Origin of the sequence: Aeromonas media (genome assembly GCF_000819985.1) — a bacterium.
Taxonomy (GTDB): Bacteria; Pseudomonadota; Gammaproteobacteria; order Enterobacterales; family Aeromonadaceae; genus Aeromonas; species Aeromonas media.
In genome coordinates, this window is the sequence record NZ_CDBZ01000064.1 from 1 (window position 1) to 15,068 (window position 15,068).

Consider the following 15,068-nt stretch of genomic DNA (forward strand, 5'->3'; position numbering starts at 1 on the left):
ATCCCATCCCATCCCATCCCCCACGCCATTCCGTATTGACCCCTAGCTACCATATCGAAGAGTTTCAAACAGAGCCTTAAAAGCCGCGCACTCCTGTACCTTTCTCAATACGAGGGGCTGGATGAAAACATCGCGTTTTTCCGCGAAGAGTGCTGCGTGAATGACAAGAGGGATTGAAGGGATTGGCTGCGAGCTGTAGCCATGTTGATCATTTCAATGTTTCTTGTATAGTTGAACTCATGAAATGCATTAAGGGGAAGTTCCATGAACAAAGAGATCGCCACCAAGGTATTCGAGTCCCTCGCATCCGGCATTCGTCTCGATGTATGGCGTCTGCTGGTCAAGGCCGGACTGGAAGGGCAGGTGGCCGGCCAGCTGGCCAGCGAGCTTGACATTGCCCCGAACACTCTCTCGTTTCACCTCAAGGCCATGCTGCATGCGGGCCTGCTCTCGGTGGAGCAGGAGGGACGCTTTTTGCGCTATCGTGCCAACATTCCCCTGATGCTGAGCCTTATCGGCTACCTCACCGAGGAGTGCTGTGCAGGTCATCCGGAGGCTTGCGGTCTGGTGGATGGTCGCCCCCAGACCGTCAGTGGTCAGCCTCGCTCGTCCTGCTGCGACGAGACCTACTGACGCCTGCCCGGCATCGCCGAGAGGCGAGTCCCGCTTTCACCCTCATCCTGACGAGACATGGAGCTGCTGTTTATCATGCACCCCTTTGACATCCTGAACCTGGATAATGGCGCCCGCCTTATCTTCACCCCCTGTCCTGGCACCAAGGAGGCTTCCTTGCTGGACTCCCTCAAGACCCTGCAAGCCGCCGGAGCGGATGCCGTGATCACCCTGATGCCGGGGGCCGAGCTGGCGCGGTTCAAGGCCGATGCCTTGCCCGCCGAGTGTGAGGCCTTGGGGCTGGCCTGGTTCCAGCTGCCGGTTGAGGACGATTGCGCCCCCGAAGCACCGTTTGCCGAAGCCTTTGCCAACCACAAGGCGGATCTGCTGGCGCGTCTGGCTGCGGGTCAGACCCTGGCCATTCATTGCCGTGGCGGCTCGGGGCGTACCGGGCTGATGGCAGCCATCCTGCTGCTGGAGGCAGGCTACGCCCCCACTCAGGTCAAGTCGCTGGTGCAAGGAGTACGCCCCAAGGCGCTGACATTGGCAGCGCACCTCAACTACCTCAACACCCATTACGCATTCGCCGGTTAAGGAAAACAGCATGACCATCAAAGTGGGTATCAACGGTTTTGGCCGCATGGGCCGCCTCTCGTTTCGCGCCGCCTTCGACTGGGCGGATGTGGAGTTTGTGCGCATCAATGACCCGGCCGGCGATGCCGCTTCGCTGGCACACCTCATCACCTTCGATTCCGTCCATGGCCGCTGGCATCATGAAGCCAGCAGCGATGGGGACCAGATGGTGATCGGCAATCATCGCATCCCCTGCACTCGCAACAAGGAGATCGGTCAGACTGACTGGTCCGGCTGTGATGTGGTGATCGAGGCCTCCGGCAAGATGAAAACCAAGGCGCTGCTGGGTGCCTATCTGGCGCAAGGGGTGAAGCGGGTCGTGGTCACGGCACCGGTCAAGGAGGAGGGTGTGCTCAATGTGGTGATGGGGATCAACCACCATCTTTATGACAAAGCGCAGCACCCCATAGTGACAGCTGCCTCCTGTACCACCAACTGCCTGGCGCCTGTGGTGAAGGTGATCCACGAGCAGCTCGGTATCAAGCACGGCTCCATGACCACCATTCATGACATCACCAACACCCAGACCATTCTGGATGCGCCCCATGCTGATCTGCGCCGCGCCCGTGCCTGCGGCCTGAGCCTGATCCCCACCACTACGGGCTCTGCCACCGCCATCACCCACATCTTCCCCGAGCTCAAGGGCAAGCTGAATGGCCATGCGGTGCGGGTGCCGCTCGCCAACGCCTCCCTCACCGACTGCGTGTTCGAGGTAAACCGCCCCACCACCGAAGCCGAGGTCAATGGCTTGCTCAAGGCCGCGGCCGAGAATGAGCTCAAGGGGATCATGGGCTATGAAGAGCGCCCCCTGGTGTCGGTGGATTACAAGACAGATCCGCGCTCCTGCACCATAGATGCACTCTCCACCATGGTGGTGGGCGGCACCCAGGTGAAGATCTACGCCTGGTATGACAACGAGTGGGGCTATGCCAACCGCACCGCCGAGCTGATGCGCATGGTCGGTCAAATGGACAAGGCGCAAGGATAACCCGGCCATGGCACTGACCCGCCTCTCCCCAGAGATCCGCCAGTATCTGCTGGTGACCGGCAACTACTGGGCCTTTACCCTGACCGATGGCGCCCTGCGCATGCTGGTGGTGCTCTACTTCCACGGGCTGGGTTACAGCCCGCTGGCCATCGCCTCCCTGTTCCTCTTCTACGAGATCTTCGGGGTGGTGACCAATCTGGTGGGGGGCTGGCTCGGGGCTCGCCTCGGGCTCAACCGCACCATGAACATCGGCCTCGCTCTCCAGGTGCTGGCGCTCGGCATGTTGCTGGTGCCACCGTTCTGGCTGACGGTGCCCTGGGTGATGGGTGCCCAGGCGCTCTCCGGGATTGCCAAGGATCTCAACAAGATGAGCGCCAAGAGCTCCATCAAGTTGCTGGTGCCGGGGGAGGCGCAGGGTCAGCTCTACCAGTGGGTAGCACTGCTGACCGGTTCGAAGAATGCCCTGAAAGGGATGGGCTTCTTCCTCGGTGGCGCCCTGCTGACCCTGATCGGGTTTCAGGGGGCCGTGCTGGTCATGGTACTGGCGTTGGCACTGGTCTGGTGCATCAGCCTGCTGACCCTGAAACGGGATCTGGGCAAGGCCAAGAACAAGCCCAAGTTCAGGGAGATCTTCTCCAAGAGCCGGGCCATCAATTACCTCTCCGCCGCCCGTCTGTTCCTGTTCGGTGCCCGCGATGTCTGGTTTGTGGTGGCGCTGCCTGTCTACCTCGCCTCCAGCCTTGGCTGGGATAATGGCTATGTGGGGAGCTTCCTTGCGCTTTGGATCATCGCCTACGGCGTGGTGCAGACCCAGGCCCCCCGCTTTACCGGCAAACGCGAGGGGCGGGTGCCCGATGGCAAGGTGGCCATGGGCTGGGCGCTGGTATTGGCCTTGACCCCGGCCCTGATTGCCCTGGCGCTCCATTTCGATCTGCATCCGGCCATCAGTCTGGTGGGCGGTTTGATGGTGTTCGGTGCCCTGTTTGCCATCAATTCTTCCCTGCACAGCTACCTCATCATCAGTTATGCCGGCTCTGACGGGGTGTCGCTCGATGTGGGCTTCTATTACATGGCCAATGCTCTGGGCCGCCTGCTCGGCACCCTGCTCTCCGGGCTGGTGTTCCAGCTCCATGGTCTTGAGGCCTGCCTCTGGCTCTCCACCCTCTTCATTCTGTTGGCGGCGCTGATCTCCCTCGGTTTGCCCCGCCATCAGCCGCCCGTTTCATCCCACTCTCATGGAGTCTCTTGATGAGTACAACCGCCTGTTCTGACCTGCCCGTCAGCAAAAAAATGCGTTTTCTCGATCGCAACCTCACCCTCTGGATCTTCGTCGCCATGGGCATCGGGGTGGGGATTGGCTATCTGTTCCCCCAGGTGGCGCAGTGGAATGAGGCGATGTCGGTTGGCACCACCAACGTGCCGCTCGCCATCGGCCTCATCCTGATGATGTATCCGCCGCTCGCCAAGGTGAATTACGCCACCATGGGCACCATGACTCGCGACCGCCGAGCCATCACCCTCTCCCTGGTGATGAACTGGTTGGTTGGCCCCATCCTGATGTTCGTGATTGCCCTGGTGTTTTTGCATGATCAGCCGGGTTACATGGTGGGTCTCATCCTGATCGGCCTGGCGCGTTGTATCGCCATGGTGCTGGTGTGGAACGATCTCGGCGGTGGCAGCAAGGAGTACGGTGCGGGCCTGGTGGCCCTCAACAGCGCGTTTCAGATCCTCACCTACAGCTTCCTGGCCTGGCTGTTCATTACCGTGCTGCCGCCGCTGTTCGGCCTGCAGGGCTTCGCGGTGGACATCACCATGCTGGATATCGCCGAAAGCGTGCTGATTTATCTCGGCATTCCCTTCCTGGCAGGCTTTTTGAGCCGTCACTATCTGGTCAAGGCAAAAGGGGAGAAGTGGTACACCGAGCGCTTCATTCCGGCCATCTCCCCCATCACGCTGATCGCCCTGCTGGCCACCATAGTGCTGATGTTCAGTCTCAAGGGGGAGATGATCGTCGAGCTGCCCATGGATGTGCTGCGGGTCGCCGTGCCCCTGGTGGTCTATTTCGTGCTCATGTTCTTCACCAGCTTCCTGGTGGGCAAAAAGCTGGGTATTCCCTATGACAAGAACGCCTCCATCGCCTTTACTGCGACTGGCAACAACTTCGAGCTGGCCATCGCGGTCTCCATCGCCGTGTTTGGCTTGAGTTCGGATCAGGCCTTCGCCGGCGTCATCGGCCCCTTGGTAGAGGTGCCCGTGCTGATCGGTCTGGTCAACGTGGCCCTGCGCATGAAGCGCCACTATGGCAAAGCGGAGGCGCAGGCATGAGTGACACCTCTATTACCATCTACCACAACCCGGCCTGCGGCACGTCGCGCAATACGCTGGCGCTGATCCGCAACTCGGGCGTTGAGCCGACCGTTATCCACTATCTGGAGACGCCTCCGAGCCGCGAGACCCTGGTTGCCCTGATTGCCGCCATGGGCATGCCGGTGCGGGACCTGCTGCGCAAGAATGTGCCGCCTTTTGAAGAGTTAGGACTGGCCGAAGAGAGGTTCAGCGATGATGAGTTGATCGACGCCATGCTGGCGCATCCCATCCTGATCAACCGGCCCATCGTGGTGACGCCGCTTGGCACCAAGCTTTGCCGCCCATCAGAAGTGGTGCTGGACATCCTGCCGAGCCTTCAGCAAGGGGCCTTCAGCAAGGAGGATGGGGAGCAGGTGGTGGATGCACAAGGAAAACGCATCAAGTGACCCAACCAACCGGTGCGCCACCTTGCCTGATGACGGCATGGCAACAGCATGAACATGAGCTCTATGGGTGGCTGCTCAAGCAATCTGGCTGCCCGATGGATGCCGATGATCTGCTGCAAGAGACCTTCTTGCGGGCAATCCGCCAGCAAAGCAAGTTTTGCGCCATCGAGAATGCCAGGGCCTGGCTGTTTGAAGTCGCCAGACATCTGGTGATCGATAACAGCCGCAGGCAGCGCACCTGGTTGCCACTGCATGACGATTTGGCGATGGCGCAAGGTGAGCTCGATGCGGTGGATTCGCTTGCTTCCTGTCTGCCGAGGGTGCTGGAGAGAATGGCGCAGAGTGACAGGGAGATCCTGAGACACTGTGATCTGGAGGGGATGAAGCAGGCGGACTTTGCTGTCAGGCATGGTTTGACCCAGGCTGCCACGAAGTCCCGTTTGCTGCGGGCCAGGGAACGCTTGCGTCAGCAGCTCTCTCTGGACTGTCAGGTCAGGCTGGATGAGACCGGTCGAGTCTGTTGCTTCACCCCGGTGGTGAAGTGAATCCCCCAGAACCTCCAGACACGCTGTTGCTGATGGAGATAGGCCGATCGCCATGGGATATGCGTGCTGCAACCCGGTTTTGAGGGTAGTGAGTCAACAATCAGGAACATATGATGAGTTCTCTTGATATCCAGAAAGTCAGAGATGATGCGATAGAGTGGGCATTGACTCACGGCGTGGCCTTCAAGGAGTCGCTGTATTCTGCCGTGCATACCCCGTTTACCCTGACGCCGACACCGATCAGCCGGGGAGACTACCAGCATTTGAAAGGCGTGGCGCAGACCTTGAGCAAGCTGATCTATGCCGTCTCTGAGGATCATGGTTTTTTATACGATGCCATTCATCCCATCGCGGCGGGAGATCCCTTCTTCTCAGCCCTGCTCAGCATGCATCAACACATACATTCATCACCCGGCAGCGCGCCCAGGCTGCCCTTGCTCATCATGCGCAGCGATTTTATGGACGATAGGCGCAATGGCCACCAGCTGGTCGAGTTCAATGGCATCGCCGCTGGCATGGGACCATTTGGCCAGCGGATCCATGAGCTGCACCGCTATCTACGACGGCAATGGCCTGCCATCTCTATCCAGGAGTCGCATCAGACAGTGGCTGAGCTTGTCTGCAATCACGCCATTGAAGGGTTGTCAGCAGGCATTGCCGAGGCCACGTTCAAGATTAAGCGCGAGTTTGGCGACCCCGGCCCGGCCAGGTTTCTGATGATTGTGCAGGAACATGAAAACAATGTGTTTGATCAACATCTGCTTGAGCTTGCTCTCCAGCAGAGAGGGATAGAGACACAGCGCAGAACCTTTCGCGAACTGCATAATCAACTGAGCACGGGCGCCAACGACAGGCTGATCCTCAATGGGATCGGTCCACTCGATACCGTCTACCTGCGTGCCGGATACCAGTATTCTGATTATGAGGCTGCCGACCTCAACGAGCAGAGATGTTGCCAGGCGTTGATGGCGACCCGTGTGTTGATTGAACGACACAGAGTCGCCGTCAATGCCACTGTCGCTCAGCAGTTGGCGACCAGCAAGCGAGTACAAATGCTGCTGTCCTGCCTGGAAGAAGATGGATTGGTCGCATTTGGCTTGACCCCGCAAGAGGCCGACACCGTGAGACACCGGCTGGGTGAGATGCACCCTGTGACCCCTGATAGCATCCAGGTTGTAAAAGCGGCGCCCTCCGATAGCTGGGTACTTAAAAACCAGGGAGAAGGGGGTGGGCATTGTCTGTTTGGGGCGGACATTCAGGTAAAACTGGCAACGCTTGACCCACTCCAATATCAGGCCTGGTCGTTGATGCGCCGCTTGCATCCTGTCCCCAGAGCGATGCCAGCCTGGGTAGTGCGCAAAGGGGAGCTGCATCGGGTGACGGATTTGATCAGCGAACTGGGGATGTTCACCGTTCAGATCGATGGCAATCCAGCCAGTGCGGAGCAGAGCTTTGCTGGATATCTGATCCGTAGCAAATCGGCCGAATCGACAGAAGGGGGCGTTCATAGCGGGCAAGGTGTCCTTGACTCGCTGGTATTCAGTGATTGAGGGAGGGGGGCGAAAACCATGAGATCGCGGCGCTAGCAAGAAAAACGAAAAATATAAGCATCCTTTGGTGACATGCAACGTCTTCTGGATATCACCGATGTTGATGGAGCCATTATGTTTCAGATTTTCACCGACCTTGCCAGTTGGCTGGTCTATCAGCAGCTTGGCCTGAGCCCGCAAACCAGACTGGGGGATGCACTGCATTTCTTCGTGGAGGACGTGAGCAAGATCTTTGCGCTGCTGCTGGTCATGATCTACATCGTGGCCATGCTACGGGCCTCCCTGAAGGTCGAACGGGTGAGGGACTATCTGGCGGGCAAGCACAGGGGGTTGGGTTATTTACTGGGCTCCGGCTTTGGCGCCATTACCCCCTTCTGCTCCTGTTCGAGTATCCCGGTGTTCCTGGGCTTTACCTCGGCCGGTATCCCGCTCGGGATCACCATGGCCTTCCTCATCACCTCACCGCTTATCAACGAAGTGGCCGTCCTGTTGCTGGTCAGCCTGCTTGGCTGGAAGTTCACCCTGATTTACGTGGTGGTCGGCATGGTGGTTGGCATGTTGGGAGGTGCCTTTCTGGACAAGATCAAGGCCGAGCGCTGGCTGGCCGATTTTGCCGCAGAGGCTCTCAAGCAGGGGCGGCATGACCACAATAAGGTGACCCAGCCAGATACGATGGTGCCGCCCCTATCGCTGTTGGAGCGTCATGCCTTCGCCAAGGCAGAAACCCTCACCATCTTCAAGCGTGTCTGGCTCTGGGTCATTGTCGGGGTGGGGCTCGGCGCCGCACTCCATGGCTTTGTTCCTGAGGGCTGGATTGCCTCACACCTTGGTGCAGGCCAATGGTGGTCAGTGCCTGCGGCGGTTTTAATCGGCATCCCCCTCTACTCCAATGCCACCGGGGTGATCCCGGTGATGGAGAGTCTGATCGTGAGCGGCCTGCCCATCGGTACGACACTGGCGTTTTGCATGAGCACGGTGGCTGCCAGTTTTCCCGAGTTTATTTTGCTTAAACAAGTGATGAAGTGGCAGCTGCTGGGCACCCTGCTGCTGGTGCTGCTGGTTTCCTTCACGCTGGTTGGGTGGGTTTTGAATGTCGTGTCGCCGTTAATGTCTTGATGAGGAGTGTGAGATGAAACAGGTCAAAGTGCTGGGCATGGGTTGCGCCAACTGCAAGAACACGGTGCAACTCATTCAGCAGGTCGTGGATGAGCTAGGGATCTCTATCCAGCTTGAGAAGGTGGAGTCATTGCCCGAGATCATGAAGTACAAGGTGATGTCGACGCCGGCAGTCGTCATCGATGACAAGGTGGTCCACGCCGGAGGGATCCCGTCCAGAGAGGCGGTGCTAAGCTGGTTCGGATGAATACAGGGGCGGGTTGACCCGCCCCCGATTGCCTATCTCAGCAAGAGCACCGCAGTATTGGTGGTTTTCAGTATCCCCGTGGTGCTGCTGCCCACGATAAATTGTCTGATACCTGAATGGTCATAAGCCCCATCACGATAAGATTGTTCCCTTCCTCGATGGCATGCCGGCTGAGCACGGCGGCGACATCTCCTCGTGCAACCGGGTATCGACCTCGAACGCTGCACTCTTCAGCACCTGGTTGACCTGCGCTAGCTGGCGTTCGTGCTCATCACTCTGCGTACCGACCATCGCCAGATCTCACAGCAACCCCTTGAGCCGCAGACTGCTCGCCTTGGGCGCTCTTGAACAGGTGATCGCGGTTGCCAAGACCTGTGCTGGGGGAGAGAGCGGTTGGTCCTTCAAACGCATTTTTCTCCACTATGTGCCGCAGGGGGATGGGCAACTCCGTGTTGGCAGAGGCTCATGCGACGGCATCGCACACCGCCGTTATGGCCGGGAGCCATCGATAGAGGCAGCAATGTTTGTCAGGATGGATTCGTTTTCGTGATCAGTGGCCAGCCAGCAGTTTTTCCACTTTTTCCGGTTTGTCGTGCACCCCGAAGCGATCGACTATGGTGGCACTGGCCTCGTTCAGGCCGAGGATCTCCACCTCAGTCCCCTCGCGGCGGAACTTGGTGACCACCTTGTCCAGCGCAGTGACGGCGGTGATGTCCCAGAAATGGGCATGGGTGAGATCGATCACCACCTTCTCCACCATCTCCTTGAAGTCGAAGCCGGCAAAGAATTGTTCGGCACTGGCGAAGAATACCTGGCCCCGAACCTGATAGGTGCGCACCGCGCCGTTGCGCTCGCTGTCGCTCTTGACCAACATGAAGCGGGCAACCTTGTTGGCGAAGAACAGGGAGGCGAGCAGTACTCCGACAAAGACCCCGAGCGCCAGGTTATGGGTAGCGACCACCACGGCGACGGTGGCCAGCATCACGATACTGGTGGAGAGGGGGTGGGTTTTCAGGTTGCGCACCGACTCCCAGGAAAATGTTCCGATAGAGACCATGATCATCACGGCCACCAGTGCCGCCATGGGGATCTGGCGGATCCACTCATCCATGAAGACCACCATCAGGATGAGCAGGGTGCCCGCCACAAAGGTGGAGAGGCGACCGCGGCCGCCGGATTTGATGTTGATGATGGACTGGCCAATCATGGCGCACCCCGCCATGCCGCCCATCAGGCCGGCGCCTATGTTGGCGATCCCCTGGCCCTTGCACTCGCGGTTGCGATCGCTTGGGGTGTCGGTCAGATCATCGACGATGGCCGCCGTCATCATGGATTCGAGCAGGCCCACCACGGCCAGACCCGCAGAGTAGGGGAAAATGATGGCCAGGGTTTCCAGATTGAGAGGCACCTCGGGCCACAGGAAGATGGGCAGGGTATCGGGCAGCTCCCCCATATCACCCACGGTACGAATATCGATGTCCATGGTGATGGCTACCGTCGTCAGGATGACGATGCACAGTAGCGGGGAGGGCACCAGCTTGCCCACCACGGGGATTAGTGGGAACAGATAGATGATGCCAAGGCCTGCTGCGGTCATGGCATAGACCTGCCAGGTGACGTTGGTGAGTTCCGGCAACTGGGCCATGAAGATCAGGATGGCCAGTGCGTTGACGAAGCCGGTGACCACGGAGCGGGAGACGAACCGCATCAGGCTGCCGAGCCTGAGGTAACCCGCCGCTATCTGGAAGAGGCCGGTGAGCAGGGTCGCCGCCAGCAAATATTGCAGGCCATGCTCCTTGACCAGGGTCACCATCAGGAGCGCCATGGCGCCGGTCGCGGCGGAGATCATGCCGGGGCGACCCCCGACAAAAGCGATGACCACGGCAATACAGAAGGAGGCATAGAGGCCGACCTTGGGGTCGACTCCGGCGATGATGGAGAAGGCGATGGCCTCCGGGATCAGCGCCAGGGCGACGACGATACCCGACAGCAGATCGCCCCGTATGTTGGAGAACCACTCTTGTCTTGCACGTTCCAGCATGGGGATTTTCTCGCTCGTTGAGGATCCATGACCACTCGTTGCCATAGATCTGGGGTCAGGTGGCATTCTGGCAGGATCGCATTGTTGTATTGGTATGTGAGGGGTGAACAAAAACGCTCCGGTTGGGGCAACCGGAATCAGGCGGCGCAGAGGGTGAGTCAGGGCGGCGTGACGGTCACGCCAGAGCGTAAAACAGGCATAGGGAGCGCATGTTAACAGCCTGGGTGGCGGCATGAAAGCCCGGGGTTTTATTGCAGAAAGATTGCCCGGGAGGTTCAGGCACGCTGGTGATCACGCTCTCTTTTTTAAGCGAGAAATGCTTGTTTTAAGTGCAATCGTCATATGTTCACTATGTAATACATTGTATTTAAGTAGTTAAATTCTACCTTTATTTCATTGGCAGCATGTTTCTCTATTGGCGATCCCTGTTCTAAAGGGGCCTGCCATTCAGCCGCCTCATTTGGATGGCTCAAACATCAGACCTCTGTGTTATGTCCACTTGTTGGCATGTTATTCAGCCCCTATTGGGGTTGATGTTGAACAATATCGTCACCGTTTATAAGCAACCTGATTACATGAATACAACCTACGCATTAGACCTCCTCTCCCGGTTTGAGCAGGCCAGCGATGAACGCACCATAGTGACGTTGTTGCGCCAGCTGTCGGTACAGGCAGGCTTTGACTATTTCCGGCTGGCTCTGCTGTTTCCAAGTTCCATACAGCGCCCGGATGTCATCATTTTCAACGGTTGTCCCCAAGACTGGGTCGATGCCTATACCCAGGCAAATTTCTTTGCCATTGATCCCGTCGTGCAGCGTGCCATGGTGCAGAGCACTCCTATCCTGTGGGCGGAGATCATGGCGCAGGGGACATGTGATGAGCAGAGTCTGACAGTCATGACGCTGGCACAGGAGGCAGGGTTGCGTGACGGCATCACCTTCCCCTGGCATGGCGCCAACGGGCATGTGGGTCTGCTCTCCCTGATCACTCGTGAACCCCGCACCGAGCAGGAGTGGTTGGCGGTTGTACCCTCACTGACCTGGCTCTCCATGCATATCTTCGAGGCTGTGGTACGGATCTGTCTGGTGGGGTCGTCACCTCACGATGCCCTGAGCCTGCGTGAACTGGAAGTATGCCGTTGGGCTGCGGAGGGCAAGCAGGTGAGTGATATTGCCCAGATCCTGGGGATCACCCCCCGTACGGTGACATTTCATCTGAACAATGTGGTGAGCAAGCTGGGGGCGAGCAGCAAGTGCCAGGCCATCTCCTGGGCACTCAAGCAGGGAGTCGTCCGCTTGAATGTGGAGCTTGCATCCGTTGCCAATGTGGATGAACAGCAGTGATCTCGTCCGCATGGCGCAATGTGTTGCTCAAAAAACGGAATATTGAACTGGTAAGGCAATTATTGGTGGATGAAAACGTTGAAAATCACAAGTTGTTGCGCCGTACATGCTGCGACATTGTCGTGATGAGATGTTAACTTATTGAAATTGCTCAATTAAAAAAAATGGCATGGTCACTGCTAATGGTTTCGGTCGAGTGTCATTACCGTTCAACCCATCAGGAGCAAACTCATGCCAACTCCATGTTATATCAGCATCGAAGGTAAAACCCAGGGCAACATCACCGCTGGTGCCTTCACCTCCGACTCCGTCGGCAACATCTTCGTGCAGGGTCACGAAGACGAGATGCTGGTCCAAGAGTTCCAGCACGTCGTTACCGTGCCGACCGATCCGCAATCCGGCCAGCCCGCCGGTCAGCGTGTCCACAAGCCGTTCAAGTTCACCGTGGCCCTGAACAAGGCCGTACCGCTGATGTACAACTCCCTGGCTTCCGGCGAGATGCTGCCGAAAGTGACCCTGAAGTGGTACCGCACCTCGGTGGAGGGCAAGCAGGAACACTTCTTCTCTACCGTGCTGACCGATGCCACCATCGTCGACATCGACTGCCAGATGCCACACTGCCAGGATCCGGCGAAGTCTGACTTCACCCAGCTGATCCAGGTCTCCATGGCCTATCGCAAGATTGACTGGGAACACACAGTGGCCGGCACCTCTGGCGCCGATGACTGGCGTGCCCCCATCGAGGCATAAGCCCCGATTTTTTATCAACGTTATTCCTTGGTAGTGCCCCCCCAGGGTTCTGGCGTCGTCAGTGTCAGCGCTCGCCAGACCCGTGCAAGCTTTCTCCGACCCGTTCAACCGGATGTGGTCGGAGCTTTTGTGCTTTGCCATATGGCCACAAGGCGGCTTTATGGCAAAACACAACAGAGGCCAGCCGTGATGTGTCCCACTATTGGATTGCTCGGTGGCATCGGCACCGAGCACGAGGATTTTCATCCCTCCCTGATAGTTGCCGCCAGTCCGGATCTATTCCTGGATGGCAAGCCAGTGGCCTGGCCGGGGGATCCGCTGGCCTCCACGACAACCCCCCGTCCGTGCAGCCTCTCGGGAGGAGGTATTGGTCCTGGGTTTTTTGATACCGGGTTGCCAGTCGGGGAGCCGTCATCGGCGGTGTGGTGATAGTTGCAAGCAGCGGACAGGCAGGATAAGGAGTCACTGATGGCAGACAGCACAGGATTACAATTTACCGTCAAGGTGGGGACTCTGCCCGAGAGCACCTTGGTGGTGGCCGAGTTTGCGCTGGACGAGGGGTTGAACCAACCATTCAACCTGCGCCTGGAGCTGGCGAGCAGCCAGCCTGACATCGACTTTGGCGCCGTGCTGGACCAGCCGTGCAAGCTGCTGGTGTGGTACAACGGCGAGCTGCAGCGCCGGGTGTGCGGGGTGGTGAGTGAGTTTGCTCAAGGGGACAGCGGCTTTCGCCGCACCCGCTACACCCTGGAGGTGAAACCGGCGCTGTGGCGGCTATCCCTTCGCCAGAACTCCCGCATCTTCCAGGCGCAAAAGCCCGATGAAATCCTCTCCATTCTGTTGCAAGAGCACGGCATCACCGATTATGCCTTTGCCCTGAAAAACGAGCACGCCCAGCGGGAATACTGCGTCCAGTACCGGGAGACCGACCTCGATTTCGTCAACCGATTGGCCGCAGAAGAAGGCTTGTTCTACTTCCACGAATTCGAGCAAGGCAAGCATCGTATCGTGTTTGCCGATGACGCGGCGGCGCTGACCGCCGGCCCCGAGCTCTTCTTCAACCTCGGTAACCGTTCCCTCGAGCAAGGCCCCTATGTGCGGCAGTTCCACTACCGCGAGGCGGTGCGCCCCTCGGATGTGGAGCTCAAAGACTACAGCTTCAAGACCCCGGCTTATGGCCTCTCCCACAAGAAAGTGGGGGCGGAGCTGACCCACCAGCGCGACACCTACCAGCACTTCGACTATCCGGGCCGCTACAAGCTGGACCCGAGCGGCAAGGCCTTTGCCCAGCACCGACTCGATGCCCTGCGCAATGACGCCGTCACCGGCAGTGGCAAGTCCAACTGCGCCGCCCTGCTGCCGGGCCAGTATTTTTCGCTGACCGAACACCCCAATGGCAACCTGAATACTGATTGGCAAGTGGTGCGCATCCAGCACACTGGCCTGCAGCCCCAGGCGCTGGAAGAGGAGGGGGGGAGCGGCCCCACCGTCTATCACAACGAATTCGGGGTGGTGAAAGCGAGCACTACCTGGCGAGCGCTGATGCCGGCCAGGCCCATGGTGGACGGTCCGCAAATCGCCATGGTGGTGGGCCCGGAGGGGGAGGAGATTTACTGCGACGAGCACGGCTGGGTGAAGCTGCAATTCCCGTGGGACAGGTATGGCAGCTCCAACGACCAGAGCTCCTGCTGGGTGCGGGTATCTCAGGGCTGGGCGGGGGGTCAATACGGCATGATGGCCATCCCGCGCATCGGCCACGAGGTCATCGTGAGTTTCCTCGAAGGGGACCCGGACCAGCCCATCGTCACGGGTCGCACCTTCCACGCCACCAACCGCCCGCCGTACGAGTTGCCAGCCAACAAGACCCGCACCGTGCTGCGCACCGAAACCCACCAGGGGGAGGGGTTCAACGAGCTGCGCTTCGAAGACCAGGCTGGGCAGGAAGAGATCTACATCCACGGTCAGAAAGACCTGAACCTGCTTATCGAGAACGACGCCGCTTGGCATATCAAGCATGACCAGCACGCCGATATCGACAACGAGCGAGTCACCCGCATCAAGGCCAATGACCACCTGACGGTGGAAGGCGAGAAGCGCGACCAGATCAAGGGGGACTACTCGCTCAGCGTGGATGCCAGCCTGCACCAGAAGCTGGGCCAGTCCCTGCTGGTTGATGCAGGTAGCGAGGTGCACCACAAGGCGGGTATGAAAATCGTGATGGAGGCGGGGGCCGAGCTGACGCTCAAAGTGGGTGGCAGCTTTGTGAAGCTGGATGCCGGCGGAGTCACGCTTTCGGGCGGCTCCATCAAGATGAACTCAGGTGGCAGCCCGGGGTCAGGCTCTGGTTGGGGGGGCAAGGCCCCCATTCTTCCAGGCAATGTTGAGGTGCCAGCACCACCACCGGCAACTTTGCCAGTTCCGGCCATTCACAAGAGCATGGAGTCCATGGCACCGCTGGCCAAGTTTTGTCCGCTCGCGCCACCACCACCC

14 protein-coding genes are annotated in these 15,068 nt (G+C 58.8%); 13 read left to right on the forward strand and 1 reads right to left on the reverse strand.

Annotated elements, in window-relative coordinates:
- The first annotated feature begins 264 nt into the window (after positions 1 to 264).
- The 10 genes from BN1127_RS04770 (at position 265) to BN1127_RS04815 (ending at position 8,444) form a co-directional block, all read left to right on the forward strand.
- Positions 265 to 633, forward strand: coding sequence for an ArsR/SmtB family transcription factor (locus BN1127_RS04770; protein WP_005332532.1), 369 nt, complete (start codon positions 265 to 267; stop codon positions 631 to 633).
- A gap of 57 nt (positions 634 to 690) precedes the next feature.
- Positions 691 to 1,206: a phosphatase domain-containing protein gene (locus BN1127_RS04775; RefSeq protein WP_042648697.1), complete on the forward strand. Its 516-nt coding sequence runs from the start codon at positions 691 to 693 to the stop codon at positions 1,204 to 1,206.
- A 10-nt stretch (positions 1,207 to 1,216) separates the two neighbouring features.
- The gene (locus BN1127_RS04780) at positions 1,217 to 2,233 is read left to right on the forward strand and encodes an ArsJ-associated glyceraldehyde-3-phosphate dehydrogenase (RefSeq protein ID WP_042648698.1); all 1,017 of its coding nucleotides are present in this window, start codon (positions 1,217 to 1,219) and stop codon (positions 2,231 to 2,233) included.
- A gap of 7 nt (positions 2,234 to 2,240) precedes the next feature.
- Positions 2,241 to 3,482 (forward strand): organoarsenical effux MFS transporter ArsJ, encoded by a 1,242-nt coding sequence (gene arsJ / locus BN1127_RS04785; RefSeq protein WP_042648699.1) that lies wholly within the window; start codon positions 2,241 to 2,243, stop codon positions 3,480 to 3,482.
- Positions 3,482 to 4,558: an ACR3 family arsenite efflux transporter gene (gene arsB / locus BN1127_RS04790; protein ID WP_042648700.1), complete on the forward strand. Its 1,077-nt coding sequence runs from the start codon at positions 3,482 to 3,484 to the stop codon at positions 4,556 to 4,558. Before arsJ ends, arsB begins: the two co-directional genes overlap by 1 nt.
- Positions 4,555 to 4,986 (forward strand): glutaredoxin-dependent arsenate reductase, encoded by a 432-nt coding sequence (gene arsC, locus BN1127_RS04795; RefSeq protein ID WP_042648701.1) that lies wholly within the window; start codon positions 4,555 to 4,557, stop codon positions 4,984 to 4,986. The genes arsB and arsC overlap by 4 nt, the downstream gene beginning before the upstream one ends.
- Complete coding sequence (locus tag BN1127_RS04800; protein WP_231557442.1) at positions 4,983 to 5,531, forward strand: sigma-70 family RNA polymerase sigma factor; 549 nt, start codon at positions 4,983 to 4,985, stop codon at positions 5,529 to 5,531. The genes arsC and BN1127_RS04800 overlap by 4 nt, the downstream gene beginning before the upstream one ends.
- A 113-nt stretch (positions 5,532 to 5,644) precedes the next feature.
- Positions 5,645 to 7,081: a glutathione synthase gene (locus BN1127_RS04805; protein ID WP_042648702.1), complete on the forward strand. Its 1,437-nt coding sequence runs from the start codon at positions 5,645 to 5,647 to the stop codon at positions 7,079 to 7,081.
- A 114-nt stretch (positions 7,082 to 7,195) separates the two neighbouring features.
- Positions 7,196 to 8,197 carry a permease gene (locus BN1127_RS04810; protein ID WP_042648703.1) on the forward strand — a complete coding sequence of 334 codons (1,002 nt, stop codon included), beginning with the start codon at positions 7,196 to 7,198 and terminating at the stop codon, positions 8,195 to 8,197.
- Between the two features lie 13 nt (positions 8,198 to 8,210).
- Positions 8,211 to 8,444 carry a thioredoxin family protein gene (locus tag BN1127_RS04815; RefSeq protein ID WP_005332560.1) on the forward strand — a complete coding sequence of 78 codons (234 nt, stop codon included), beginning with the start codon at positions 8,211 to 8,213 and terminating at the stop codon, positions 8,442 to 8,444.
- A 550-nt stretch (positions 8,445 to 8,994) separates the two neighbouring features.
- On the opposite strand, the gene BN1127_RS04820 is transcribed toward BN1127_RS04815, so the two are convergent.
- Complete coding sequence (locus tag BN1127_RS04820; protein WP_042648704.1) at positions 8,995 to 10,485, reverse strand: SulP family inorganic anion transporter; 1,491 nt, start codon at positions 10,483 to 10,485, stop codon at positions 8,995 to 8,997.
- A gap of 575 nt (positions 10,486 to 11,060) precedes the next feature.
- Between BN1127_RS04820 and BN1127_RS04825 the strand changes: the two genes are divergently transcribed.
- The 3 genes from BN1127_RS04825 to BN1127_RS04835 form a co-directional block, all read left to right on the forward strand.
- Positions 11,061 to 11,828 (forward strand): LuxR family transcriptional regulator, encoded by a 768-nt coding sequence (locus BN1127_RS04825; protein WP_042648705.1) that lies wholly within the window; start codon positions 11,061 to 11,063, stop codon positions 11,826 to 11,828.
- A 231-nt stretch (positions 11,829 to 12,059) separates the two neighbouring features.
- Positions 12,060 to 12,578 (forward strand): type VI secretion system effector Hcp1, encoded by a 519-nt coding sequence (gene hcp1 / locus BN1127_RS04830; RefSeq protein ID WP_005332563.1) that lies wholly within the window; start codon positions 12,060 to 12,062, stop codon positions 12,576 to 12,578.
- 468 nt (positions 12,579 to 13,046) lie between these two features.
- The coding region (locus BN1127_RS04835) for a type VI secretion system Vgr family protein (protein ID WP_042648706.1) at positions 13,047 to 15,068 on the forward strand (2,022 nt) is incomplete at its 3' end.

Bases quoted from the DNA above. Each gene is read 5' to 3' on its own strand.
- BN1127_RS04770 (WP_005332532.1), top strand. From the start codon at position 265: ATGAACAAAGAGATCGCCACCAAGGTATTCGAGTCCCTCGCATCCGGC.
- BN1127_RS04775 (WP_042648697.1), top strand. From the start codon at position 691: ATGGAGCTGCTGTTTATCATGCACCCCTTTGACATCCTGAACCTGGAT.
- BN1127_RS04780 (WP_042648698.1), top strand. From the start codon at position 1,217: ATGACCATCAAAGTGGGTATCAACGGTTTTGGCCGCATGGGCCGCCTC.
- arsJ (WP_042648699.1), top strand. From the start codon at position 2,241: ATGGCACTGACCCGCCTCTCCCCAGAGATCCGCCAGTATCTGCTGGTG.
- arsB (WP_042648700.1), top strand. From the start codon at position 3,482: ATGAGTACAACCGCCTGTTCTGACCTGCCCGTCAGCAAAAAAATGCGT.
- arsC (WP_042648701.1), top strand. From the start codon at position 4,555: ATGAGTGACACCTCTATTACCATCTACCACAACCCGGCCTGCGGCACG.
- BN1127_RS04805 (WP_042648702.1), top strand. From the start codon at position 5,645: ATGAGTTCTCTTGATATCCAGAAAGTCAGAGATGATGCGATAGAGTGG.
- BN1127_RS04810 (WP_042648703.1), top strand. From the start codon at position 7,196: ATGTTTCAGATTTTCACCGACCTTGCCAGTTGGCTGGTCTATCAGCAG.
- BN1127_RS04815 (WP_005332560.1), top strand. From the start codon at position 8,211: ATGAAACAGGTCAAAGTGCTGGGCATGGGTTGCGCCAACTGCAAGAAC.
- BN1127_RS04820 (WP_042648704.1), bottom strand. From the start codon at position 10,485: ATGCTGGAACGTGCAAGACAAGAGTGGTTCTCCAACATACGGGGCGAT.
- BN1127_RS04825 (WP_042648705.1), top strand. From the start codon at position 11,061: ATGAATACAACCTACGCATTAGACCTCCTCTCCCGGTTTGAGCAGGCC.
- hcp1 (WP_005332563.1), top strand. From the start codon at position 12,060: ATGCCAACTCCATGTTATATCAGCATCGAAGGTAAAACCCAGGGCAAC.